Genomic DNA, 22,845 nt, shown 5'->3' on the forward strand with positions numbered 1-22,845 from the left:
GGTCGCAAAGAAAATAAATTGGTACAATAGAAAAAAGGGGGAATGCAGCAAATGAAAATCGCATTGATTGCTCATGATCGAAAAAAGGATGTAATGGTAAAATTAGTGACTGCCTATCGAGAAATTTTAGCGCAGCATGAACTTTTCGCAACAGGAACTACGGGGAAGAGGATCGAAGAAGCAACCCAGTTGCCTGTCCACCGCTACAAATCAGGGCCGCTGGGAGGAGACCAGCAAATTGGCGCCATGATTTCGCAAGATGACTTGGACATGGTGATCTTTTTGCGCGATCCTTTAGCCGCACAACCCCATGAACCAGATGTAACGGCATTGATTCGCTTGTCAGACGTGTACGAGATTCCTTTAGCCACCAATATGGGAACGGCAGAGATCTTGCTGCGCGGCTTAGCAGCTGGCTTTGCTGATTTTCGACAAGTGATCCACGAAACGGACAATCGTCCCCTGTCGTTATAAAGATAGTAGAAGAATTGAAGAAAAAGGACGTGCAGAATTGAAAGCAATCTTAAAGGATTTTTTGACCTATGCAAAAATGAATACTCGCTCGGATGCCACGAGTCAGACCATCCCAACGACGCAGGGACAAGTTGAGTTGGCTCTTTTATTGAAAGATCAGTTGATCGAGATGGGATTAGCGGATGTTGCTTACTATGAAAAGAATAGTTTTGTGATCGGACGTCTACCTGGTAATCCTGAAAAAACGGCGATCGGCTTTATTGCCCATGTAGATACGGCAGATTTCGAAGCTGAAAATATTCAACCGCAGATCCATGAAAATTACGATGGCAAGGATGTTTGTTTAAATAAAGAAAAAGCCATTTATATGACAACTGCTGAATTTCCTAATCTCAAAGACTATGTCGGCGAAACGTTGATCACAACGGATGGAACGACCCTGCTGGGTGCAGATGATAAAGCTGGTATCGCAGAGATCATTGATGCGCTGCGGATCTTACAAACGATGGATGCGCATAAGCGTGGCGATGTCTGGGTCGCTTTTGGTCCGGACGAAGAGATCGGGACTGGCGCTGATCGCTTTGATGCGGCGGATTTTCCAGTAGCATTTGCTTACACGATGGACAGTGGTCGCGTGGGCCATATGGAGTATGAAACCTTTAATGCGGCTCGTATCGATATAACGATCGACGGTACGAGTGTGCATCCTGGGACTGCCTATGGTCGTTTGGTCAACGCCTTGAAAATCGCGCATCAAATCGATGATGCCTTACCAGCAGAGGAAGTTCCTGAACGCACCCGCGGGTATGAAGGCTTCTACCTGCTGCACAATTTGACGGGACATATTGGTCGAGCAGAAGTTTCTTATATCATTCGTGATCACGATCATACGCTTTTTGAACAGCGAAAAGCCAACATCGTGGGGATCATTGATGAACTGAACACAGCCTATGGGCAAGAACGTATCACCTATACGCTGTATGATCAATATTACAATATGGGGGATTTGATCAAGAAAGATCCCCGCAGTATCGAAGCTGCCCGAGCAGGGATGCAAGCGATTGGCGTGACGCCGATCGAAGCACCGTTTCGTGGCGGGACCGATGGCTCGAAAATCACCTATAAAGGGATCCCAACACCGAACTTATTTGTCGGCGGTGAAAACTTCCATGGCCAGTATGAATTTATTACCGTGGAAGCGATGGAAAAAGCCCGTGATTTGATCGTGGCGATCGTAGAACATGTAGGACAAGAGGACACCACTGTTTCCTAAGAGAATTAAGCGACACGCTAGACTGATGCGAAAGAGTCTAGCGTGTTTTTTTGTTCTGCTGCAGGGAAGAACCGCAAGTGAAAGAACCTTTTTTTTCTGGACCAAAACCCTTATAATAGAAAAGAAGCTAAAAGAGAAGAGGAAAAATGTGTGCGGGTATTATTCATTGGAGATGTAGTTGGTTCATTAGGAAGAGAAACGATCACGGAGTACCTTCCAAAATTAAAAAAGGCGTATCGGCCACAGGTGACGATCGCAAACGGCGAGAATGCGGCGGCGGGTCGTGGGATCACTGGTAAAATCTATAAGAAATTTTTGCAAGATGGTGTCGATGTCGTGACACTAGGCAATCATACATGGGACAACCGTGACATTTTTGAATTTATTGGCGATGCGAAGAAAATGATTCGTCCAGCCAATTTTCCAGAGGGAACACCGGGCGTCGGCATGGTATTTGTGAAAGTCAACACCATTGAATTAGCGGTAATCAACATGCAAGCTCGCTCGTTCATGGTAGACCTTGATGATCCGTTTCGCAAAATGGATGAACTGGTTGCGATTGCCCGCAAACGCACACCGTTTATCTTTGTGGATTTTCATGGGGAGACCACCAGCGAAAAACAAGCGATGGGCTGGTATTTGGATGGCCGTGTTTCGGCAGTCGTCGGCACGCATACCCACGTCCAGACCAATGATGCGCGGATTTTGCCCCAAGGAACGGCTTATTTGTCAGATGTCGGCATGACTGGTCCTTATGATGGGATCTTGGGGATGAAACGCGAACCAGTCATTGAAAAATTTTTGACGGCGTTGCCGCAACGGTTTGAAGTGATTGAAAAAGGCCGCAGTATTTTGTCGGCTTGCTTGCTTGAGATTGATGAAGCCACTGGTAAAGCAAAATCGATCCGTCCGATCCAAATCAGTGAAGATCGCCCGTTTACAGAATAGGAGAAGCATGGAAGAGCAATTAGCCAAGGAACCACACGTTGCCCAAGAGCTGGCTGCTTTGCAAAGGCTCTTGTCTGATCATCCGATCGTTCAAGAATTTCAAGAAATTCAAGCACGAGCCTTGCAAAACCAAGGGCTATTGGAGCTGGAAGAAGCGTTGAAGCAAGCGCAAAAAGAAATCGTTCAATTTGAGCATTATGAGAAACCCGAAGCAAAAAAAGCTGCCGAGCAGCGTTATGCGTCATTGACAAACGAATACGAGCAGCATCCTTTAGTGGTTGCTTATCGCCAAGCGTTACTGCAAGCAGATGAATTGCTGCAATATGTCACGACGGAGATCCAAAAGAAAATGAATAAAGCCATCGAGGAGGATGAAACCAATGCCTCAAAAAACTAAAAATACCCCGATGATGGAACAGTATTTAAGCATCAAGGCTCAGTACCAAGATGCTTTTTTATTCTATCGTTTAGGGGATTTCTATGAATTATTTAATGAGGATGCTGTCAAGGCAGCACAAATTTTAGAACTGACGTTAACCAGCCGCAACAAAAATGCGGAGGAACCGATCCCTATGTGTGGGGTGCCTTACCACGCTGCCAGCAATTACATCGACACCTTGATCGAGCAAGGCTACAAAGTAGCGATTTGTGAGCAAGTGGAAGATCCAAAAACCACCAAAGGAATGGTCAAACGCGAAGTCGTTCAACTGATCACGCCGGGAACGGTGATGGACAGCAAAGGCCTATCCGCCAAAGAAAACAACTTTTTGACAGCTGTTTTGCAGCAAGGGGAGCGTTTTGGCTTTGCCTATGTCGATCTAAGTACCGGTGAATTAAAAGCAGCGCAATTGGAAGATGAAGAAGCTGTCGTCAATGAGGCCGCCGCTCTGCAAACGAAAGAAGTCGTTTTGTGCAGCGAGATCCCTGAGTCATTGCAAACAACACTGACCAATCGCTTGAATGTCGTGTTTTCTAAGCAAGAAACGTTGGAAGAAAATGCCGAATTTCAATTTTTAACAGAACCTCTCTCCCAAGAGTTAGAAAAAGTAGTCATAGGGAAGTTGCTAAGTTATTTGGCGATCACCCAAAAACGCAGTTTAGCGCATATTCAACAAGCCGTGGAATATCAGCCCGATCATGCCTTGAAAATGGATCATTATTCCAAATTCAACTTAGAATTGACGCAGTCGATTCGAACTGGCAAAAAACAAGGGACTCTTTTGTGGTTGTTGGACGAGACAAAAACCGCAATGGGTGGCCGTTTGTTAAAGCAATGGTTAGACCGTCCCTTGATCCAGCCAAAGAAAATCACTGCCCGCCAAGAAATGGTCCAATCGTTACTGGACAGTTTCTTTGAGCGAGCAGATCTGCAAGAAGCGTTGACGAAAGTCTATGACATGGAACGCTTAGTCGGACGGGTCGCCTTCGGAAATGTCAATGGCCGCGATTTGCTGCAGTTGAAATCTTCTTTGGAGCAAGTGCCTCTGATCGCGCAATTGCTGCAAGGCATCAACCGTGGCGAGTGGAATGACTTGCTGCTGGAATTAACGCCCTTAGATGATTTGGTTGCACTGATCGAAGCTGCGATCGATGAAGATGCCCCGTTACAGATCACGGAAGGCAACATCATCAAAGACGGGTTCCATCAACAATTAGATGAATACCGTACAGCGATGCGTAACGGCAAGCAATGGCTGGCGGAATTAGAAGCCAACGAACGCCAAGCGACGGGAGTCAAAAACCTGAAAGTTGGGTTCAACCGCGTCTTTGGCTATTACATTGAGATCACGAAAGCCAATCTAGTGAATTTAGATACCTCTCGCTACGAGCGCAAGCAAACGTTAGCCAATGCGGAACGGTTTATTTCCCCCGAGTTGAAAAAACTGGAGACTTTGATTTTAGAAGCCGAAGAGAAATCGGTGGATTTGGAATACCGCCTGTTTCTTGACGTCCGTGAAGAAGTGAAAAAGAGTATCACCCGTCTGCAAAAGTTAGCCAAAGCCGTCAGTGCGGTCGATGTCTTACAAAGTTTCGCCACAGTTTCGGAACGCTACCAATACGTGCGGCCGACAGTAGCGAAAAAACGAGCGGTATCGATCATCGACGGCCGTCATCCTGTAGTGGAAAAAGTCCTTGGTCACCAAGAGTACATTCCGAATAGTATCGTGATGGATGAAGAAACAGAGATCTTGTTGATCACAGGACCAAATATGTCTGGGAAAAGTACGTACATGCGGCAGTTTGCCTTGCTAGTCATTATGGCGCAGATCGGCTGTTTCGTACCCGCACAATCTGCAGAGATGCCGATTTTTGATCGGATCTTTACTCGCATCGGTGCCAGCGATGACCTGATCGCCGGTCAAAGCACGTTTATGGTGGAGATGATGGAAGCCAACCAAGCGCTGCGTCATGCAACGCCTAACAGCTTGATTTTGTTTGATGAGTTAGGGCGTGGGACTGCGACCTATGATGGCATGGCATTGGCACAAGCTATCATTGAATATATCCACAAAGAAGTTCATGCCAAAACACTTTTCTCCACCCATTATCATGAGCTGACGGTGTTAGATGAGGAATTGGCGCACTTGCGCAATGTCCATGTTGGTGCCGTTGAAAAAGAAGGCGAAGTCGTCTTCTTGCATAAGATGATGGAAGGGCCCGCAGATAAAAGCTATGGGATCCATGTAGCCAAAATCGCTGGACTGCCAAGTGCACTCTTACAGCGCGCAGCCACGATCTTAAAAGCGCTGGAAGAACATGAACCGACGGTACAGCCAAAACCCGTCGTCGAAGAAAGTCAGCAGTTGTCGTTGTTTAGTGAAGTATCTACGGAAGAAATCGGCGTCATCGATCAGTTGAAGAAATTGAATCTGTTGGAAATGACCCCGATGGACGCTCTGAATACATTGTACGAGCTGCAAAAACGAATTTAGAAAGAAGGTCAGCAGATGGGAAAGATCCAAGAGTTATCCGAACGTCTGGCGAACCAAATCGCGGCAGGAGAAGTCGTTGAGCGACCGGCTTCTGTCGTCAAAGAATTAGTTGAAAACGCCGTGGATGCCGGCAGTACCCAAATCGATATTTTTATTGAAGAAGCGGGCTTGCGTAAAATCCAAGTCATCGATAATGGCGAAGGAATTGCAGAAGAGGATGTCTTGACTGCCTTTAAACGCCACGCCACCAGCAAAATCCACAATCGGGATGACTTGTTTCGAATACGTACCCTCGGGTTTCGCGGGGAGGCTTTGCCTAGTATCGCTTCGGTTTCGATCCTCTCGATTGAAACGGCAGTCAAAGGCGCCCAACAAGGCTCCTTTGTGCGCTTAAAAGGCGGCGCTGTTGAAGAGCATCTGCCTGCCAACTTGCGGCAAGGAACCAAGATCACTGTGGAAAACCTCTTTTACAATACACCGGCACGTTTGAAATATGTCAAGACGCTGCAAACGGAACTAGCGAACATCGGCGATATCGTCAATCGGATCGCCCTGAGCCACCCAGAAGTGGCTTTTCGTCTCGTTCATGAAGGCAATAAGATGTTGAGCACCACTGGAAGTGGGCAGTTAAAACAAACCATCGCAGGGATCTACGGGGTGGAAACCGCCAAAAAAATGATCGCGATCGATACTGAGGACCTCGACTTTAAAGTCACTGGCTTTGTGTCACTGCCAGAAGTCACCCGAGCCAGCCGCAACTATTTATCCACGATCATCAATGGTCGTTATATTCGCAATTTTGCTTTGAATAAAGCGATCGTTGCTGGTTACGGATCAAAATTGATGGTCGGTCGTTTTCCATTAGCTGTCCTTGAAATCAAAATGGACCCCTTATTAGTCGATGTCAACGTTCATCCGACTAAGCAAGAAGTTCGTTTGTCAAAAGAAGAAGAACTGACCAAGCTAATCAGTAAAGCCATCAATGAGGCGCTGCGGGAAATCAATTTGATTCCTAACGCCGCTGACAATCTGCGTTTCAAGAAAAAAGTGGCCGATCAGCCAAAAGCCCAGCAGCTTGGCTTGGAACTGGAGTCAGCAGGAAATTCGACTTCTGGGTTGTCTTATAATCGCGAAACAGGGAAATTTGAGGTGCAGGGCAACACTTATCAACAGACTGTGGATAACTCTGTGGAAAAACCTGTGGAGGAAGGTGGAAAACTTCCAGAAATGCCACAGGAATCTAGCGACAACCTGTTGGAAGAAACCGAGGAAACCTTTCGCAGTTTGGAAGAGACGCTGCCAAATAAGCCTGTCCGAAAACCATTTGTGGAAGGCCAGACGGAAACAAAAGCGTCGCTGCCAGAAGCGCCAGTCTTTCTCCCAGATGAGACGCCAGAGCTTACGGCGCAGGATCTGCAAAGTCAAGCGACTCTGCATCCTGAAATGCATGGGGATGACCGCAACTACCTAAAAACGGTCGAACGGTTGCTGGAAGAAGAACCAGCGAAGGAGCGTTTTCCCCAATTGGATTATTTTGGGCAGATGCATGGGACCTATTTATTTGCCCAAAGCGAGGCGGGGCTATATATCGTCGACCAGCATGCGGCGCAAGAACGAATCAAATACGAGTATTACCGCGAAAAAATCGGCGAAGTGACCAATGACCTGCAAGAATTGTTGGTGCCGATCGTTTTGGATTATCCCAACAGCGATGCACTGCAATTACAAGAACAAAGCGACAAGCTGGCAGAAGTCGGGATCCATCTGGAATCTTTTGGGACCAATAGTTTCATCGTCCGAGCGCACCCGACTTGGTACCCTAGCGGTGAAGAAGAAGCCATCATCCGCGAAATGATCGATATGTTATTGACGACAGGAAGTGTCAGTGTCAAAAAGTTTCGTGAAGCAACCGCGATCATGATGAGCTGCAAACGATCCATCAAAGCCAATCACTATTTGAATGAAGCACAAGCTAGGATCTTGTTGCAAGATTTAGCGAAATGCGAGAATCCCTTCAACTGTCCCCATGGTCGTCCGGTGCTGATCCATTTCACCAACAGCGACATGGAGCGGATGTTCAAACGGATTCAAGATCCTCATCGAGCAAGGAGTGGCATGGAATGATTATTTTGGCTTCACAGTCGCCGCGGCGCAAAGAATTACTAGCAGAGTTAGTCTCGGAATTTGCGGTCATACCAGCAGATATCGACGAGTCGGTCCGACCAAACGAAGCTGCGATCCCTTATGTCCAACGGATGGCAGCAGAAAAAGCGGCGGCTATTGCGCAAACCTATCCTGAAGATCTGGTGATCGCGAGCGACACGACGGTCGTGGTGGGTGAAGAAATCTTAGGAAAGCCAGTCGACCGTAAAGATGCTCTGTCGATGTTGCGAAAAATGAGCGGACGTACCCATTGGGTGCATACCGCCGTCGTTTTGCAAAAAGGCAAACAGCAACGCCAAGCAGTGGTTTCGACGGAAGTTGTGTTTCGTCCTTTGACGGATCAAGAGATCGACAAGTATCTTGCCTTAGATGAGTACCAAGACAAAGCGGGCGCCTATGGGATCCAAGGGGCAGCCAAAATATTTGTCTCATCGATAAACGGCGATTTTTATACGATCGTAGGATTTCCTGTCGCTACGGTCTATCAGTTGTTGCAAGAGTTTACGGAGGAGGAATAAGGATGGATGTTTCTGGTAGTTGTCTTTGCGGCAAAGTCACGATCAACTTGACGGGAGTTGCGAAAGAAATCACGGTTTGTCATTGTAGTCTCTGTCAAAAATTTCACGGCGGACCGATGTTTGCTCTTGCGCCATGCGCTGAGGACCAGATGACTCTTCAAGGAGCGAAGTGGCTGCGACGTTACGATTCTTCTGAGTGGGCACAGCGAGGATTTTGCAGTCAATGCGGCTCGAGCCTGTTCTTTTACCTCAAAGAAGCACACACCTATTTTTTTGCGGCTGGGTTGTTTGGCAACATGCCAGAAGCTGTCTTAAGCGAAGAAATCTATACAAAAGATCAACCGCATTTCTACCATTTTGCGGAACCAACGACTCGTTGGCAAAAGCTACAAAACCCTTAAACAATTTGAGCAAGTCATTTTACATTTGCTAAGAAAAAAGGCATGATAGAGCATACAGGATGAGTCTAGAGGAAAAGCAGGTGAAAAAATGACAGATAAAAAAGAATTAAAAGAAAAATTGTCGCCAATCGAATATGCGGTGACCCAAGAAAATGCAACCGAACGCCCCTTTACTGGCGAGTATGATGATTTTTATGAAAAAGGGATCTATGTTGATATCGTCAACGGAGAACCATTGTTTGCTTCTACTGATAAATATGACGCAGGTTGTGGCTGGCCGTCCTTTTCGAAACCGATCAGTCGCCAAGATATTCAAGAAAAAGCCGATTTTTCTCACGGCATGCATCGGGTAGAAGTCCGCAGTAAAGAAGCTGACTCTCATTTAGGACATGTTTTTTCAGACGGTCCTCAGGACAAAGGCGGTTTGCGCTATTGTATCAACTCGGCAGCATTGAAGTTCATCCCTTTAGCAGAAATGGATGAAAAAGGCTATGGCGAATTCAAATCACTCGTTGAGTAAGTATTAGGAACTGTGTGCGAAAAAAAGACGCAGCAGCATGTCTCGTTTGAAAAAATGCGACTGAAACAACGGTTTTTCCTCCGTTTGTTTCCTGCTAAGCCTTTTCCTTCGTTCACAGTCCTTTTTTTGCCCTCTCGTCTGTGCTACAATAAAGGGAACATATGTACAGAAAGGAAAGCACATGTACGAATATATCATAGGAAAAGTAACGGATATCTTTCCGGCGTATATCGTCGTTGAGACCCATGGCATCGGTTATCAGATCGCTTTTGGCAATCCGTATTCATTTAGCGGCAAGTTGAACCAAGAAGTAAAAATCTATCTGCACCAAGTGATTCGTGAAGATGCTCATAGTCTCTACGGCTTTGCCACGATCGAAGGCAAGCAGTTGTTTTTAAAATTGATCAGTGTCTCAGGTATTGGACCAAAGAGTGCGTTAGCAATCATGGCCAATGAAGACCATACAGGGTTGATCACGGCAGTCGAAAATGGGGACGTCAATTATTTGACTAAGTTCCCAGGTGTCGGTAAAAAGACGGCGCAGCAAATGATCCTAGACTTGAAAGGCAAAGTGGCTGAACTGGTTGGAGAAGAAGCGATCGTTCCTCTAAGCGTAGCAACGACTGCTTTAGATGAAGCAATGGAAGCCTTGAAAGCATTGGGTTATAGCGAAAAAGAAGTCAAGAAAGCCGAAAAACAATTAGCGGCGAATACCACAAAATCGACGGATGAGTACTTGCGGGAAGCTCTCCGATTGATGATGAAAAAGTAAGGAGCAAGTAGACGATGGATGAACGAATTGTTTCGCCAGAAAGCACTGAACAAGAAGAGATCATCGAAAAATCCTTGCGTCCGCAAACCCTTGCCCAATATATCGGACAAGACAAAGTCAAGCAGGAGCTTTCGATTTATATCCAAGCGGCGAAAAATCGAGAAGAAGCGTTGGATCATGTCCTCTTATATGGTCCGCCAGGCTTAGGGAAAACAACGATGGCAATGGTGATCGCCAACGAGATGCAGGTCCAAATCAAGACGACCAGCGGTCCTGCGATCGAAAAACCAGGGGATTTGATTGCGATCTTGAATGAGCTACAGCCAGGGGATGTTCTGTTTATCGATGAGATCCATCGCTTGCCTCGTGTCGCCGAAGAAATGCTTTATTCGGCAATGGAAGATTTTTATGTAGATATCATGGTGGGGCAAGGGACAACGGCTCACCCGGTTCATTTTCCACTCCCGCCATTTACCTTAGTCGGCGCAACGACGCGGGCGGGGATGCTCTCGGCGCCGCTACGGGATCGCTTCGGGATCATTTCTCATATGCAATATTATGAAGACCATGATTTAAAAGAGATCGTGCAGCGGACTGCGTCGATTTTTGAAACGGATATCGTGGAAGAAGGGGCGATCGAAATCGCCCGCCGATCCCGAGGCACTCCACGGATCGCCAACCGGTTGCTTAAACGAGTTCGCGATTATGCGCAAGTGCAAGCGGATGGCTTGATCGATCGCGCCGTTGCTGATCAGGCATTGGCGCTTTTGGCAGTCGATCATGCTGGCTTGGATTATATCGATCAGAAATTGATCCGCACGATGATCGAATTGTATCAAGGCGGCCCGGTGGGATTAAGTACGATCGCTGTCAATATCGGGGAAGAAACCGAAACAGTGGAAGATATGTACGAACCGTTTTTGATCCAAAAAGGATTTTTGAAACGCACCTCGCGTGGGCGGATCGCAACGCCGTTAGCCTATGACCATTTTGGCTATCCGCAAAGAAGTGAATAGAACGAAGCAGCAATCAACGATAATTGCTGCTTTTTTGTACTTTTGGTGAAACGTTTCTTTTTATTTTTTAATGATTTCTGAGAATCAATCGATGTTGAAAAAATACAGCGTTTGTGAAATTTGATTAGAAGGAAATATTTTGAAAAAGGATTTCTTCTGAAAAAAGCTGATATGAAAGCTTTTTTATTTGTGAGGAACCCAACAAAATTTGTGAAAAAAGAAAAGCTGAAAAAAATAATTGGAAAGGCTTGCATTTTCGATTGGCAGCGGATATAATCTTTTTGTAGAAACGTTTCACCAAAATGTGGAGATATAGGTAGTGTTGCGAGGATAGAAAGAAGGAGATTTTGTGTATGAGTAAACTGCAAAAGTTTTATAGTCAACGGCAGCTTCACTGGATGGTTTTTCCCGGCGTGGCATTTATGATCGTATTTAATTATATTCCGATCTACGGAATTATAATCGCTTTCAAAAACTATACGGTGATTGACACGATTTCATCAGCACCATGGGTCGGGTTAGAGAATTTCCGTATCATTATGAATGACAGTTTTTTCTGGGAAGCGGTTAGAAATACGTTAGCCATCAGCTTATTGAAATTAGGTTTAGGTTTTGCGATCCCGATTGTGTTAGCCATTATGATTTTTGAAATGCAAGATGGCCGCTTGAAGAAATTTATTCAAACGGTTTCATACATTCCCCATTTTTTCTCATGGATCGTGCTAGGTGGGATGATGATTTCTTGGCTGTCAACGAACGGCTTTATCAACCAAGTGCTGATGTCCGTAGGATTGATGGACAAAGGGGTCAATCATCTGTTGGATCCAAGCAAATATTGGTGGATCGCGGTCCTTTCTGATCTATGGAAAGAAGTCGGCTGGGGAACGATCCTTTACTTGGCAGGTATGTCGCGGATCGATCCAACGTTTTATGAAGCCGCACGAATCGATGGTGCCAGCAAGCTAAGACAGATTCGTTCGATCACATTGCCATTACTGACACCGATCATCTCCTTAAACTTGATTCTGAATGTGAGCGGTATCTTAGGGTCAAACCTAGATCAAACATTAGTTTTAATGAATTCACAGAACCAAAACCGTTCAGAAGTCATCAACTCCTTCGTTTATAAAATGGGGTTGACGCAAGGTGATTTCTCTTATGCAACTGCTGTCGGCTTGGGGATCGCGGTCATTTCCGTCATCTTATTGGTGATCACGGATCGAGTGACCCGCAAGTTGAACAACGGCAATTCAGTTATCTTATAGGAGGAAAAAACATGATCAAAAGAAAAGCAAAAGAAAACACGTGGTTTTACTTCTTCAATACCGTGATCTTGATTTTATTCTCATTGATGATCATCGTACCGATTTGGAATATCTTGGTTTCCTCCGTGTCTTCTAGTTCTGGATTAGCGGGCAACGGCCTCGTGTTATGGCCCAAAGGCTTTACCTGGGAAAACTATCGGAAAGTTTTTTCCGACGCAAGTATCCCCCGTGCCTTCTTGATCTCAGTGTTAAAAACGGTTCTTGGGGCTGCGACCCATACCTTGTTTTGTGCGATCGTGGCTTACGGATTGAGTAAATCACGCTTGGTCGGCCGCAACATCTATACAACGATGGGGGTCATCACCATGTACTTCAGTGGTGGGATGATTCCAACATACTTGCTGATTCGCTCGCTAGGATTACTGGATTCTTTCTGGGTCTACATTATTCCAGCCTTGTTCAGCTACTATGATGTCGTAATTTTAATGAACTTTTTCCGTGAGATTCCGCCTTCACTCGAAGAATCTGCGAAGATCGACGGTGCAAGTGAATTCCAAATCTTCTATAAAATCTTCTTACCATTAACGAAACCGGCCTTGGCAACCATCATCTTGTTCAACGGGGTTGGCCAATGGAACGATTTTATGACGACAAAACTGTATATCACAAAAGAGTATCTCTATCCGCTGCAAATGAAGATTTATGAAATCATCGTCCAATCCAACTTGAGTACGATGACTGAAAGCGGTAGTACCGACTTTATCGTCCAAGCAACGACCCGTGGGGTTCAGTTGGCTACGATCGTCATCACGACAGTGCCAATTTTAATTATATATCCATTGCTTCAAAAACACTTTATCGGCGGTATGATGGCCGGTGCAGTAAAAGAATAGAAAGAGGGATAGACATGAAAAAAGTAGTAGGCGGTTTATTGGCAGCATCAGCATTACTCAGCTTAGCAGCATGTGGCGGCAGCTCAGACAATGCCAGCAGTTCGGATTTTTCTATCAAAGATCGGTATGAGTTAGATGAAAAGACACCAGCATGGAAACTCGATACCAAAGAAGAACCAACCAAGATCACATGGTACATCAATTCTGACTGGACAGCTTTGCCATTTGGTGAAGATGTGACGACAGCCCAAATCAAAAAAGATTTGAACATTGATATTGAATTTATTTCAGGGGATGATTCGAAATTAAACGCTTTGATTTCAAGTGGTGATATGCCTGATATCGTGACGTTGATGGATAAAACCAGTCAAGCAGCCACAAAAGCTGATAGCTGGGCATACTCATTGAACGATTTAGCGGAACAATACGATCCGTATTTGATGAATGTCGTGACCGAAGATACCTTCAAATGGTTTGCTTTAGATGATGGCAAAACTTATGGCTATCCAAACTATTCCAACACAGCAGCAGACTACGAAAGCGGCAATATTCCCGTCAACGACAACTTTGTGATCCGTGAAGATGTCTATGAAGCATTAGGCAAACCAGATGTTTCAACTCCAGAAAACTATGTGAAAGTCATGAAAGAAATCAGCGAGAAATTCCCTGATTTGACACCAATGGGCTTCACAACGATCGGCGAAACAGCAGGACCATTCTTAGATAAATTGCAAGATTTCTTAGGTGTTCCATTAGAAGATGAAGATGGTGCGTTCTACGACCGTAATTTAGATGAAGAATATATCTCATGGTTGAAAACCTTCAATCAAGTGTATCGTGACGGCAACATCAGTGATGACAGCTTTACCGATGACGGTCCAACCTATGATGAAAAAGTAAAACAAGGGGACTATGCAACGATCTTAGTCGCAGGAACGAGCGGACAAGGTGGGAACTTCACTGAATTCATGAAAAACTCTGACACACGCTACATCGCAATCGATGGCCCTGCCAGCACGTCTGGTCGTGAAGCAACCTTGAACCAAACAGGAATCTCTGGCTGGTTGATCAACTACATCACAAAAGATGCGGCGGATCCAGCAAAAGTAACCCAACTCTTCACGTACTTGATCGATGAACCAGGACAAATTTTGACAAAATTCGGTGTTGAAGGCGTGACGTATGAATACAACGATGAAGGCAAAATCGATTACTTGCCAGAAATCAAAGAAATGGAACAAACCGACAACGAAGGCTACAACAAAAAATATGGTATCAGCCGTTTCAACTACTTTAATAATGACCGTGTCAATGCAATGAAAGTCAAAACCGAAAATGCGTTGACTCAAATGCAAGAGTGGGGCGAAGGCAAATTGTATCCACACTTTGTGATCGAAAATACGGATCCAGATGCTGGAACTGCTGAAGCACGTTCAAACACAGCCATCAAAACCAAAATCAACAGCACGATCATCTCATTGATCCGTTCAAAAGATGAAGGAACATTTGACAGCACACTAACCGACTTTGAAAGCTTCTTAGATTCAAACAACTGGGATGCAATCAAAGACATTAAAACTGAAAAAATGGCCGAAAACCGCGAACGACTAAAATAACCCCCATAGGAGAGGAAAGGAAGCCAAAAAAAAGACCTTTCCTCTCCTTTGCTTTGAAACACAGGTTTTGCGCGTACTTTGCGCAAAATCTGATGTTTCAAAGTACTAGGCGACTGCAGGGAGCGTAGTGACCGTACAAAGAATCACTGCAATTGGCTCACGTAGTGAGACATGCAAGCTGCAACCTGCAACCCAGAAAACTGTACGTTGAGAAACGACCCAAATTCACAAGAAGGCAAGAAACAAGTTTACGTAGCACCCGCAGCACAAATCAGCAAGTTTTGATTGGAGGATCATAATGAATCGACTATTTTCTTATGAAGGATGGTACTATCGGGTCTTTGCTTTTTTAGCAGATATGATCATTGTTAGTTTTCTCTTTATGATTCCAGCAATGACGCTGATTCTCGCAGGACCAGCATTGATCGCGCTGTATCAGACGATCGATCAATTGTACAAGGAACGGGATGTCCCGATTTGGCAGCGATACAAGCAAGCATTCTTAAGCAATCTCAAACGTGGGCTCTTCTTAGAAGGTCTTATTATTGCGTATGTCGCAGTCTTTGCTGGGTTGATCTATTCCTTGATGATGATTACACCTTACTTTGGCGTTTTAGCCGTGATCCTCGTTAGCTTGGCTGCGCTGTATCTCGTCGTGTTCGTTCTCTTGTACAGCTTGTTTGCCCAATCATTGCAAGAAACAGCAAAAGAAACGGCCTATGCGGTTCTTAGCAGTACGGCGAATGCGATCATTTTATTGGTGGTCCCAATCATTGTCTTTGTATTGTGCAGCAAAGTGAACCTATTCTTATTTGTTTGTTTAGGGATCTCAGGCTCAGCCTTTGTCCAAGTGTTGTTTTTCAATAAAGTATTAGCGAAGGGGGAAGAGACAAATGACTGAATCCACAGCGACGGATCGATCCTGTTTTTGGGCTTCGGTCCAACAAGAACTTGACACCATTCCGCTAGCCTTTGAAAGAACCAAACAAGCGCCTTTGCTGAAAGGGATCGATTGTTTTACGATTTCTTTTCAAAGTCTTGGTAATGAAACGATCTATGGGCATCTGCTGCTGCCAGAACAAGCGGCAGATTGTCCAATCGTGATTGATTTTTTAGGCTATATGAATCATGTGCAAGAACCGTTCCAATTTGCTCATTGGTTATTGATCGGCTGCGGCTGTCTTGTCATCGACAATCGCGGACAAGGGGGACGCACGCAAGATCAGGTTCCCTATGAGACCACGCAGCATGAAGCACCTTTTGGACGCGGCATCTTGAAAAAAGAAGATTTTTATATGAAGCGATTGGTCGCAGATAGTTTGCGCACACTAGAAGTCCTTCAACAGATACCGGAAATCGATCCGCAGCGCATTATTTTAAGAGGCGGCTCACAAGGAGGCGGCATCGCCTTATTGGTCAACGCATTAACGAACGTCCCGATTTTTGCGACGTTTGCCGATGTCCCAAGCCACTCCAATCTTGTCCATCGGATCGAACAAAAAACAGGAAGTTACCAGGTGATTCAAGAGTATATTGAACAATTTCCAGAAACGCGGGAAACGATCTATCAAGTCATGAGTTATTTTGATTTGAAGTATTTTGCTCATCAGATAACTGGTCCTGTTTATACATCGGTCGGCAGTGCTGATCCCATCTGTCCCATGGAAGATTTCTTCGTTTCCTATAAAAAGATTCCTGGACCGAAAGAATTGCGTATTTACTTAAATAAAGGGCATGGTGGCGGCGAAGCGAAACAAATCCGTCGTGAAATGCAGCAAATCACAAAATTACTCAAAGGAAATGAATGCAGATGAAAGCAGCAACCTACAATCTACGAGTCGATACCGACTATGACCAAGAATGGCAATGGCACTATCGATCGGAGGCGGTCTGCTCCTTGATCGATTACTACGACTGGGATGTTCTGGCGATCCAAGAAGCTCGTCCCAGCCAATTTGCGGATTTAGCAAAGTTAGCGCAGTATGCTTCCGTCACGGCTGAACGTGACGGTGATGGCTTAGGCGAAGGCATCGGACTGTATTATCAAAAAGAGGCTTTCGAGTTATTAGATTCAGGTTCGTTTTGGTTGTCATTGACACCGACTGAACCAAGTATTCATCCAGAAGCTGCGTATTCACGCTTATGTGTTTGGGCAGTCTTGCAGGAAAAAAAGATTCCGCCGTTTCTTGCTATCACGACTCATTTAGATAATATTTCAGAAATGGCTCGTTTTGAAGGGATGAAAGTGATCCTTGAGCAGCTGGCAGATCAGATCGAACGCTATCCTGTATTGCTGATGGGCGACTTGAATGCGGAGCCAACGGAGCGGGTGCATCGGTACTTAGAGCAGCATTTTCAAAATGCCAAAGAACATGGACAAAAGCCGCATCATGGGCCAAAAGGCTCCTATCAAAATTTTATTTATACGTTACCATGGCAAGAACTAGAAGAAATTGATTATATCTATACGAAAGGCTTCACGGTGGTCAAAACCGCCTGTCTAACGGATTCTTGTGATCGTCGTTTTCCCTCCGATCATTTTCCTTTAGAAGCAGAAGTCCAATTTGAAGAAAGCAAAGGATGAATAAAAATGGAACAGCAGAAATTAACCGAACTACTTTCAGAAATGACCTTAGATGAAAAAATCGATCAGTTGCTGCAACTGGCAGCGGCTTTTTATTCAGATAAAGCAGAAGAGAAAACAGGTCCGATGGGCGACTTAGGACTGACACAAGAAAACATCAACAATGCGGGAACAACGCTAGGTGTTTCTGGTGCAAAAGAAGCGATCCGCGTCCAAAAAGAGTATATCGCCAATAACCGCTTGAATATCCCGACGATATTGATGGCGGACATCATTCACGGCTTTCGGACGATTTTCCCGATTCCATTAGGATTAGGTAGTTCATGGGATTTGGCAGCAGCGGAGAAAATGGCGGAAGTATCTGCCAAAGAAGCAGCTGTTTCTGGCTTGCATGTGACCTTTTCACCGATGGTGGACTTAGTAAGAGACCCACGCTGGGGCCGTGTCATGGAATCGACGGGGGAAGATCCTTACTTGAACAGTCGCTTCGCTGAAGCCTTCGTCAAAGGCTATCAAGGGGATGATCTGCGAACGGATTTCAACCGCGTGGCTGCTTGCGTCAAACATTTTGCGGCTTACGGTGCGGCTATCGGTGGTCGCGATTACAACACGGTCAATATGTCAGAACGCCAACTGCGAGAAAGTTATTTGCCAGGCTATAAAGCAGCCCTTGATGCTGGTGCCAAGCTGGTGATGACCTCCTTTAATACGGTAGACGGCATTCCAGCAACGGCCAATCGCTGGCTTTTCCGCGATGTTTTGCGAGAAGAATTCGGGTTTGAAGGCGTTGTGATCTCTGACTGGGCAGCAATCAAAGAAGTGATCGCTCATGGCGCAGCGGAGGATGAAAAACATGCCGCTGAACTAGCCATCAAAGCTGGGGTCGATATCGAGATGATGACGACTTGCTACACCGATAACTTGAAAGAGTTGATCGCAGAAGGCACCGTTGAGGAAGCCTTAGTCGATGAAGCGGTGCTAAGAATCTTGACCTTAAAAAATGAGCTGGGGCTATTTGAAAATCCATACCGCGGCGCTGATGAAGCCGCTGAAGCAGCCACTGTTTTGTCTCAAGAACACCGAGAGATCGCCAGCGATATCGCAAAGAAATCAATGGTGTTGTTGAAAAATGAAGGTGTCCTGCCGTTGCAGAAAACCGAAAAAGTCGCAATCGTAGGCCCAGGTGCTCACTCCCGTGATCTATTAGGGGCTTGGTCTTGGCAAGGGAAACAAGAAGAAGTAGTGACTTTAGTGGAGGGTGCCCAAGCCTTGGGTGCGGATCTGTTGATCGGTCAAGAGCCCTTTGATTATTTTGCACCGTCTGAAGCGGCGATCCAAGAAGCGATCGAATTAGTGAAGGCAGCCGATAAAGTGGTCCTAGCACTAGGAGAGCAGGAATGGATGAGCGGTGAAGCTGCCAGCCGCAGCGACATTCGTTTGCCGCAAGCCCAATTATCCTTGGTTGAAACCTTAAAAGAATACAACGAGCAATTGATCGTAACACTTTATAACGGTCGTCCTCTTGATTTGCAAGGTGTGGATGCAGCCAAAGCGATCGTCGAGGCTTGGTTCCCTGGAACCGAAGGCGGAAACGCACTTGCTCAGATCCTGTGGGGAGAATACAATCCAAGCGGTCGCTTGAGCATGTCATTCCCAGAAACCGTTGGACAAGTTCCTGTGTATTACAACGTTGACAATACCGGTCGTCCTTATGAAAGTGCACCGGATGAAAAATATGTCTCGAAATATTTGGATGTCTCCATTTATGCCAAATATCCATTTGGGTTTGGCTTGAGTTATAGCCCAGTTGCGTATTCTGCGGTGACGTTGGATCAGCCGACTATGACCAAAGATCAAACGGTCACGGCTTCCATCACTGTTACGAACCAAGGAACAGCAGCGGTCTGGGAAACGGTCCAATGCTACATTCGCGATTTAGTCGGTGAAGTGGTTCGCCCAGTGAAAGAACTGAAAGGCTTTAAGAAAATTTGGCTAGAGGCTGGCGAATCAGCAACCGTTCAATTTGAGATCACGGAAGAACTGCTGCGCTATGTCCACAGCAACCAACAAGTAAGCAGTGATCCAGGGAAATTCCACATCATGATTGGTGGGAACAGCCGAGACACCCAACAAACAACCCTGCAATTAGTTAGGTAAGATAGGAAGGTTTCTATGACGAAAAAAATAGTGATGAATAACGCAAATACGACCGTGACGTTTTTACCAAACGGTGATTTATATGAGATCCAAAGTCACGGTGTGATGATCAATCAGTTGATCGGAAATGCGCTAGATGGTAGTTTGAATCAAATCTATCTACGTCTGCGTGAGGCGGGGGAGTTGTCCTTTATTCCCTTGATCGGTTCAAATGCTAACAGTGCCTTTGCCTACTCAGAAAAACAGCTGACTTGGACTGGGACGTACCAGTCCATCGATTACCAAGTTGATTTCCAATTGGCACAAGATTGCTGGTTCTGGCGGGTTCAATTGAGTGGTTCTGGGGAAGCGGAACTGGTTTACGGGCAAGACCTTGGCAATGCCGCCAAAGGTGCTGTTCAATCCAATGAAGCCTATGTTTCGCAATATATCGACCATCATGTTAGCCATGATAAGGATCGCATCGTGCTTTCCTCGCGCCAAAATCAACCACAAAATGGTCAATTTCCATTGGTGGAACAGGGCAGCTTCCAAGCCTTAAAAGGCTTCTCGACGGATGGCTATCAATTTTTCGGTCGCAGCTACAAAGAAAAGAATCAACCAGCTGCACTTAGCCAAGAAACGTTAGCCAATGAAGTGTATCAATACGAATTTGCCTATACGGCACTGCAAACGCAATGGTTGACGGTAAGTGAGACGCCTACGGAAATCGTTTTTTACGCAGCGGTCAAAGCCAATCAAGCGACGGCAGTCAATGAACCGCAGTTTGCGCTTGAAACGCTGAAAGAAACTTATCAAGCCTTGTCCTTTGACTCGTTGCAAGCAACGGCGCAGCCACGAAAAAACTTCGGTCGACCGCTCACAGGGCTGACATTTTCCACAGAAGAAATCAACGAGCGGTTCCCGCAGCAAGAAGCAGTGGAAATCGTTGATAAGCAGCTTTATTCCTTTTTTACCCCTGACTATCACCATGTCGTGTTGAAGGAAAAAGAAGCACAGATGGAACGCTCCCATGGGCATATTTTGATGAGCGGACAAGAGTTGATCGTCGATCACCCCATTTTGAGCACGACTGTTTACATGACGGGGATGTTTAACTCCCAAATCGTATTAGGCAATACGAACATGAATAAATTGTTGAGTAATAGCCGCAACTCATTGAATCTGTTCAAACGTTCTGGTCAGCGGATCTATCTGAAAGACGGCGATCAATGGCGGATTTTAACGATGCCATCTGCTTTTGAAATGGGCTTGAATTCGGCGACGTGGTACTACAAAACAGCGGATGATGTCATCCAAGTAACGACCTTCACGAAAGCAAACGGACGCACGATCGCAACCACCATCACCAGTGAAGCAGGACGTGCCTACACCTGGGCCATCACCAATCAATTTGTGATGGGGATCGATGAAGCCGCACCGACTGCTACTGTTACGCAAGACCAGCAATTGCTCACCATCAAAGGAACAGCGGATTCACCGATTGCGGAAACTTATCCAGAATTGACGTATTATCTCCATGCAGCTCAACCTTTTGAACTGACCGATGAAGCAATCTTCAATGTGGCCGCTGCTGATAGCACGACCGTATTGACCTTTGCAGAACAGGCGACGGTTTCCTTCGTGATCCAAGGCACACTGACTGGTGAACCCTTTGTTTCCGAAACGTTAGATCGCCAGCAAGAAGACACTGCCTATACGGCCTTTGTCGATGATTTGTTGAATCAGTTTGAATTGAAACATTCGCAGGCGGACGTTACATCCTTCAATCACTTGGCACGTTGGTACACCCACAATATGCTTGTTCATTACCTGTCTCCTCATGGTCTTGAACAGTACGGTGGTGCTGCTTGGGGGACTCGAGACGTTTCCCAAGGACCGACTGAGTATTTCTTAGCACTTAATCGTCCTGAAATGGTGGCGTCCATCATCGAGCATTTGTTTGAAAATCAATTTGCAGATGACGGCAACTGGCCACAATGGTTTATGTTTGATCGCTATGAGAAACAAAAAGCCGATGAGAGCCACGGAGATGTGATCGTCTGGCCGATGAAAGTCGTTAGTGACTATCTCGAAAAAACCAAAGATTTCGCGATTTTGGAAAAAGAACTGCCTTATACGGATCGCGCGACCTTCCTGAAAACCAAGACCAAAGCTTCATTGTTTGATCATTTGAAAAAAGAAGTGGCGTATATCGAAGCGAACTTCTTGGAAGGAACGTACCTGTCTTGTTATGGCGATGGCGATTGGGATGACACCTTGCAGCCAAATAACAGTAAGTTGAAGAAACAAATGGCCAGCAGCTGGACCGTTGCCTTGACCTATGAAGTATTGAAAAAATTAGCCAGCCAGTTGCAGGCATTTGACCCAGAGTATGCCAAACATTTAACAGAACTGTCTAAGGGCATCAAACACGACTTTGAAAAATACATGTTAGCTGATGGCACGTTGCCAGGATTTGTCTATATGGAAGATAGCGAGCACGTGGAACTGATGGTCCATCCGACTGACAAGAAAACTGGTATCCAATACCGCTTGCTGCCGATGCAACAAAGCATGATCGGTGAGCTGTTATCTCCCGAACAAGCCGATCATCATGTGGCGATCATCAAGGAGCATTTGCAATTTCCAGATGGGGTGCGCTTGATGAATCGTCCAGCGACTTATGCGGGTGGTGTCAGCACCAATTTCAAGCGTGCAGAACAAGCAGCCAACTTTGGACGAGAAATCGGTTTGCAGTACGTTCACGCCCACATCCGCTTTACCGAAGCGATGGCGAAATTAGGTCGAGAAGAAGAGACTTGGCAAGCGCTTGGGGTCATCAATCCGATCCAGATCGCTCAACGGGTCGAAAACGCGGAGATTCGTCAAGCAAATGCGTATTTCAGCAGTTCTGATGGCGATTTCAAAACAAGGGTTGAAGCCCAAGAAAATTTTGGTAAACTTAAGGAGGCAGCAGTCGGCGTCAAAGGCGGCTGGCGCATCTATTCTAGTGGACCGGGGATCTATATGAATCAGTTGATCAGCAATGTGTTAGGCATTCGTACCTTTGTTGATCACGTTGAACTTGATCCCGTCTTGCCAGCGGAGCTAGCAGGGTTGACACTGACGTATCGACTCTTTGATCGGCCGGTCGAAATCGTCTATCATTCGGCAAGTACGCCGAAAGTATTGATCAACGGGGAAGAAATGTCCACTGAGTTTGCGGAAAATCGCTACCGTCAAGGTGCGCTTGTCCTGAAGAAAGCAGCACTTTGCGCCAAATTAAACGAAAACCAAACCAATACGATCGATATTTATCGTTAAGAAAGG

The 22,845-nt window shown here is 45.7% G+C and carries 19 protein-coding genes; all 19 read left to right on the forward strand.

Annotated elements, in window-relative coordinates; all coding sequences use genetic code 11:
• The first annotated feature begins 51 nt into the window (after positions 1 to 51).
• The 19 genes from IGJ25_RS02735 (at position 52) to IGJ25_RS02825 (ending at position 22,839) form a co-directional block, all read left to right on the forward strand.
• On the forward strand, positions 52 to 474 hold the full coding sequence (locus IGJ25_RS02735) for a methylglyoxal synthase (RefSeq protein ID WP_008376307.1): 423 nt from the start codon (positions 52 to 54) through the stop codon (positions 472 to 474).
• A 37-nt stretch (positions 475 to 511) separates the two neighbouring features.
• Positions 512 to 1,747: a peptidase T gene (gene pepT / locus IGJ25_RS02740; RefSeq protein ID WP_005227162.1), complete on the forward strand. Its 1,236-nt coding sequence runs from the start codon at positions 512 to 514 to the stop codon at positions 1,745 to 1,747.
• Positions 1,748 to 1,897: 150 nt separating this feature from the next.
• Entirely contained in the window at positions 1,898 to 2,695 is a 798-nt protein-coding gene (locus IGJ25_RS02745) for a TIGR00282 family metallophosphoesterase (RefSeq protein WP_010748642.1), read from the forward strand.
• Between the two features lie 7 nt (positions 2,696 to 2,702).
• A complete protein-coding gene (locus IGJ25_RS02750; protein WP_010748643.1) occupies positions 2,703 to 3,092 on the forward strand; it encodes a YlbF family regulator in 390 nt (129 codons plus the stop codon).
• On the forward strand, positions 3,076 to 5,628 hold the full coding sequence (gene mutS / locus IGJ25_RS02755) for a DNA mismatch repair protein MutS (protein ID WP_225000917.1): 2,553 nt from the start codon (positions 3,076 to 3,078) through the stop codon (positions 5,626 to 5,628). The genes IGJ25_RS02750 and mutS overlap by 17 nt, the downstream gene beginning before the upstream one ends.
• Positions 5,629 to 5,643: 15 nt before the next feature.
• Entirely contained in the window at positions 5,644 to 7,752 is a 2,109-nt protein-coding gene (gene mutL, locus IGJ25_RS02760; RefSeq protein ID WP_010748645.1) for a DNA mismatch repair endonuclease MutL, read from the forward strand.
• Positions 7,749 to 8,309, forward strand: a complete 561-nt coding sequence (locus tag IGJ25_RS02765) for a Maf family protein (protein ID WP_081116165.1) — start codon at positions 7,749 to 7,751, stop codon at positions 8,307 to 8,309. The genes mutL and IGJ25_RS02765 overlap by 4 nt, the downstream gene beginning before the upstream one ends.
• Before the next feature lie 2 nt (positions 8,310 to 8,311).
• Positions 8,312 to 8,710 (forward strand): GFA family protein, encoded by a 399-nt coding sequence (locus tag IGJ25_RS02770; protein WP_010748647.1) that lies wholly within the window; start codon positions 8,312 to 8,314, stop codon positions 8,708 to 8,710.
• Positions 8,711 to 8,798: 88 nt separating this feature from the next.
• Positions 8,799 to 9,230 carry a peptide-methionine (R)-S-oxide reductase MsrB gene (gene msrB, locus IGJ25_RS02775; RefSeq protein ID WP_008376288.1) on the forward strand — a complete coding sequence of 144 codons (432 nt, stop codon included), beginning with the start codon at positions 8,799 to 8,801 and terminating at the stop codon, positions 9,228 to 9,230.
• A 181-nt stretch (positions 9,231 to 9,411) separates the two neighbouring features.
• Positions 9,412 to 10,002, forward strand: coding sequence for a Holliday junction branch migration protein RuvA (gene ruvA / locus IGJ25_RS02780; RefSeq protein ID WP_005232405.1), 591 nt, complete (start codon positions 9,412 to 9,414; stop codon positions 10,000 to 10,002).
• A 14-nt stretch (positions 10,003 to 10,016) separates the two neighbouring features.
• Positions 10,017 to 11,018: a Holliday junction branch migration DNA helicase RuvB gene (gene ruvB, locus IGJ25_RS02785; RefSeq protein ID WP_010748648.1), complete on the forward strand. Its 1,002-nt coding sequence runs from the start codon at positions 10,017 to 10,019 to the stop codon at positions 11,016 to 11,018.
• A 353-nt stretch (positions 11,019 to 11,371) separates the two neighbouring features.
• Positions 11,372 to 12,283, forward strand: a complete 912-nt coding sequence (locus IGJ25_RS02790; RefSeq protein WP_005232388.1) for an ABC transporter permease — start codon at positions 11,372 to 11,374, stop codon at positions 12,281 to 12,283.
• Positions 12,284 to 12,294: 11 nt separating this feature from the next.
• Positions 12,295 to 13,176, forward strand: a complete 882-nt coding sequence (locus tag IGJ25_RS02795) for a carbohydrate ABC transporter permease (protein ID WP_005227173.1) — start codon at positions 12,295 to 12,297, stop codon at positions 13,174 to 13,176.
• Between the two features lie 14 nt (positions 13,177 to 13,190).
• The gene (locus IGJ25_RS02800) at positions 13,191 to 14,792 is read left to right on the forward strand and encodes a sugar ABC transporter substrate-binding protein (RefSeq protein WP_010748650.1); all 1,602 of its coding nucleotides are present in this window, start codon (positions 13,191 to 13,193) and stop codon (positions 14,790 to 14,792) included.
• 298 nt (positions 14,793 to 15,090) lie between these two features.
• Positions 15,091 to 15,693: a DUF624 domain-containing protein gene (locus tag IGJ25_RS02805; protein WP_010748651.1), complete on the forward strand. Its 603-nt coding sequence runs from the start codon at positions 15,091 to 15,093 to the stop codon at positions 15,691 to 15,693.
• Positions 15,686 to 16,606, forward strand: coding sequence for an acetylxylan esterase (locus IGJ25_RS02810; protein WP_413118802.1), 921 nt, complete (start codon positions 15,686 to 15,688; stop codon positions 16,604 to 16,606). The genes IGJ25_RS02805 and IGJ25_RS02810 overlap by 8 nt, the downstream gene beginning before the upstream one ends.
• Positions 16,597 to 17,376, forward strand: a complete 780-nt coding sequence (locus IGJ25_RS02815; RefSeq protein WP_225000915.1) for an endonuclease/exonuclease/phosphatase family protein — start codon at positions 16,597 to 16,599, stop codon at positions 17,374 to 17,376. Before IGJ25_RS02810 ends, IGJ25_RS02815 begins: the two co-directional genes overlap by 10 nt.
• A 6-nt stretch (positions 17,377 to 17,382) precedes the next feature.
• Complete coding sequence (locus tag IGJ25_RS02820) at positions 17,383 to 19,533, forward strand: glycoside hydrolase family 3 N-terminal domain-containing protein (protein WP_010748654.1); 2,151 nt, start codon at positions 17,383 to 17,385, stop codon at positions 19,531 to 19,533.
• 15 nt (positions 19,534 to 19,548) lie between these two features.
• Positions 19,549 to 22,839 (forward strand): GH36-type glycosyl hydrolase domain-containing protein, encoded by a 3,291-nt coding sequence (locus IGJ25_RS02825; protein WP_010748655.1) that lies wholly within the window; start codon positions 19,549 to 19,551, stop codon positions 22,837 to 22,839.
• Positions 22,840 to 22,845 lie beyond the last annotated feature (6 nt).

Origin of the sequence: Enterococcus sp. DIV0240d (genome assembly GCF_051711245.1) — a bacterium.
Taxonomy (GTDB): domain Bacteria; phylum Bacillota; class Bacilli; order Lactobacillales; family Enterococcaceae; genus Enterococcus_D; species Enterococcus_D casseliflavus.

What these genes read in the sequence shown, in the direction of transcription:
- IGJ25_RS02735 (WP_008376307.1), top strand. Translation starts at nt 52, where the DNA reads ATGAAAATCGCATTGATTGCTCATGATCGAAAAAAGGATGTAATGGTA.
- IGJ25_RS02750 (WP_010748643.1), top strand. Translation starts at nt 2,703, where the DNA reads ATGGAAGAGCAATTAGCCAAGGAACCACACGTTGCCCAAGAGCTGGCT.
- mutS (WP_225000917.1), top strand. Translation starts at nt 3,076, where the DNA reads ATGCCTCAAAAAACTAAAAATACCCCGATGATGGAACAGTATTTAAGC.
- mutL (WP_010748645.1), top strand. Translation starts at nt 5,644, where the DNA reads ATGGGAAAGATCCAAGAGTTATCCGAACGTCTGGCGAACCAAATCGCG.
- IGJ25_RS02765 (WP_081116165.1), top strand. Translation starts at nt 7,749, where the DNA reads ATGATTATTTTGGCTTCACAGTCGCCGCGGCGCAAAGAATTACTAGCA.
- IGJ25_RS02770 (WP_010748647.1), top strand. Translation starts at nt 8,312, where the DNA reads ATGGATGTTTCTGGTAGTTGTCTTTGCGGCAAAGTCACGATCAACTTG.
- msrB (WP_008376288.1), top strand. Translation starts at nt 8,799, where the DNA reads ATGACAGATAAAAAAGAATTAAAAGAAAAATTGTCGCCAATCGAATAT.
- ruvA (WP_005232405.1), top strand. Translation starts at nt 9,412, where the DNA reads ATGTACGAATATATCATAGGAAAAGTAACGGATATCTTTCCGGCGTAT.
- ruvB (WP_010748648.1), top strand. Translation starts at nt 10,017, where the DNA reads ATGGATGAACGAATTGTTTCGCCAGAAAGCACTGAACAAGAAGAGATC.
- IGJ25_RS02790 (WP_005232388.1), top strand. Translation starts at nt 11,372, where the DNA reads ATGAGTAAACTGCAAAAGTTTTATAGTCAACGGCAGCTTCACTGGATG.
- IGJ25_RS02795 (WP_005227173.1), top strand. Translation starts at nt 12,295, where the DNA reads ATGATCAAAAGAAAAGCAAAAGAAAACACGTGGTTTTACTTCTTCAAT.
- IGJ25_RS02800 (WP_010748650.1), top strand. Translation starts at nt 13,191, where the DNA reads ATGAAAAAAGTAGTAGGCGGTTTATTGGCAGCATCAGCATTACTCAGC.
- IGJ25_RS02805 (WP_010748651.1), top strand. Translation starts at nt 15,091, where the DNA reads ATGAATCGACTATTTTCTTATGAAGGATGGTACTATCGGGTCTTTGCT.
- IGJ25_RS02810 (WP_413118802.1), top strand. Translation starts at nt 15,686, where the DNA reads ATGACTGAATCCACAGCGACGGATCGATCCTGTTTTTGGGCTTCGGTC.
- IGJ25_RS02815 (WP_225000915.1), top strand. Translation starts at nt 16,597, where the DNA reads ATGCAGATGAAAGCAGCAACCTACAATCTACGAGTCGATACCGACTAT.
- IGJ25_RS02820 (WP_010748654.1), top strand. Translation starts at nt 17,383, where the DNA reads ATGGAACAGCAGAAATTAACCGAACTACTTTCAGAAATGACCTTAGAT.
- IGJ25_RS02825 (WP_010748655.1), top strand. Translation starts at nt 19,549, where the DNA reads ATGACGAAAAAAATAGTGATGAATAACGCAAATACGACCGTGACGTTT.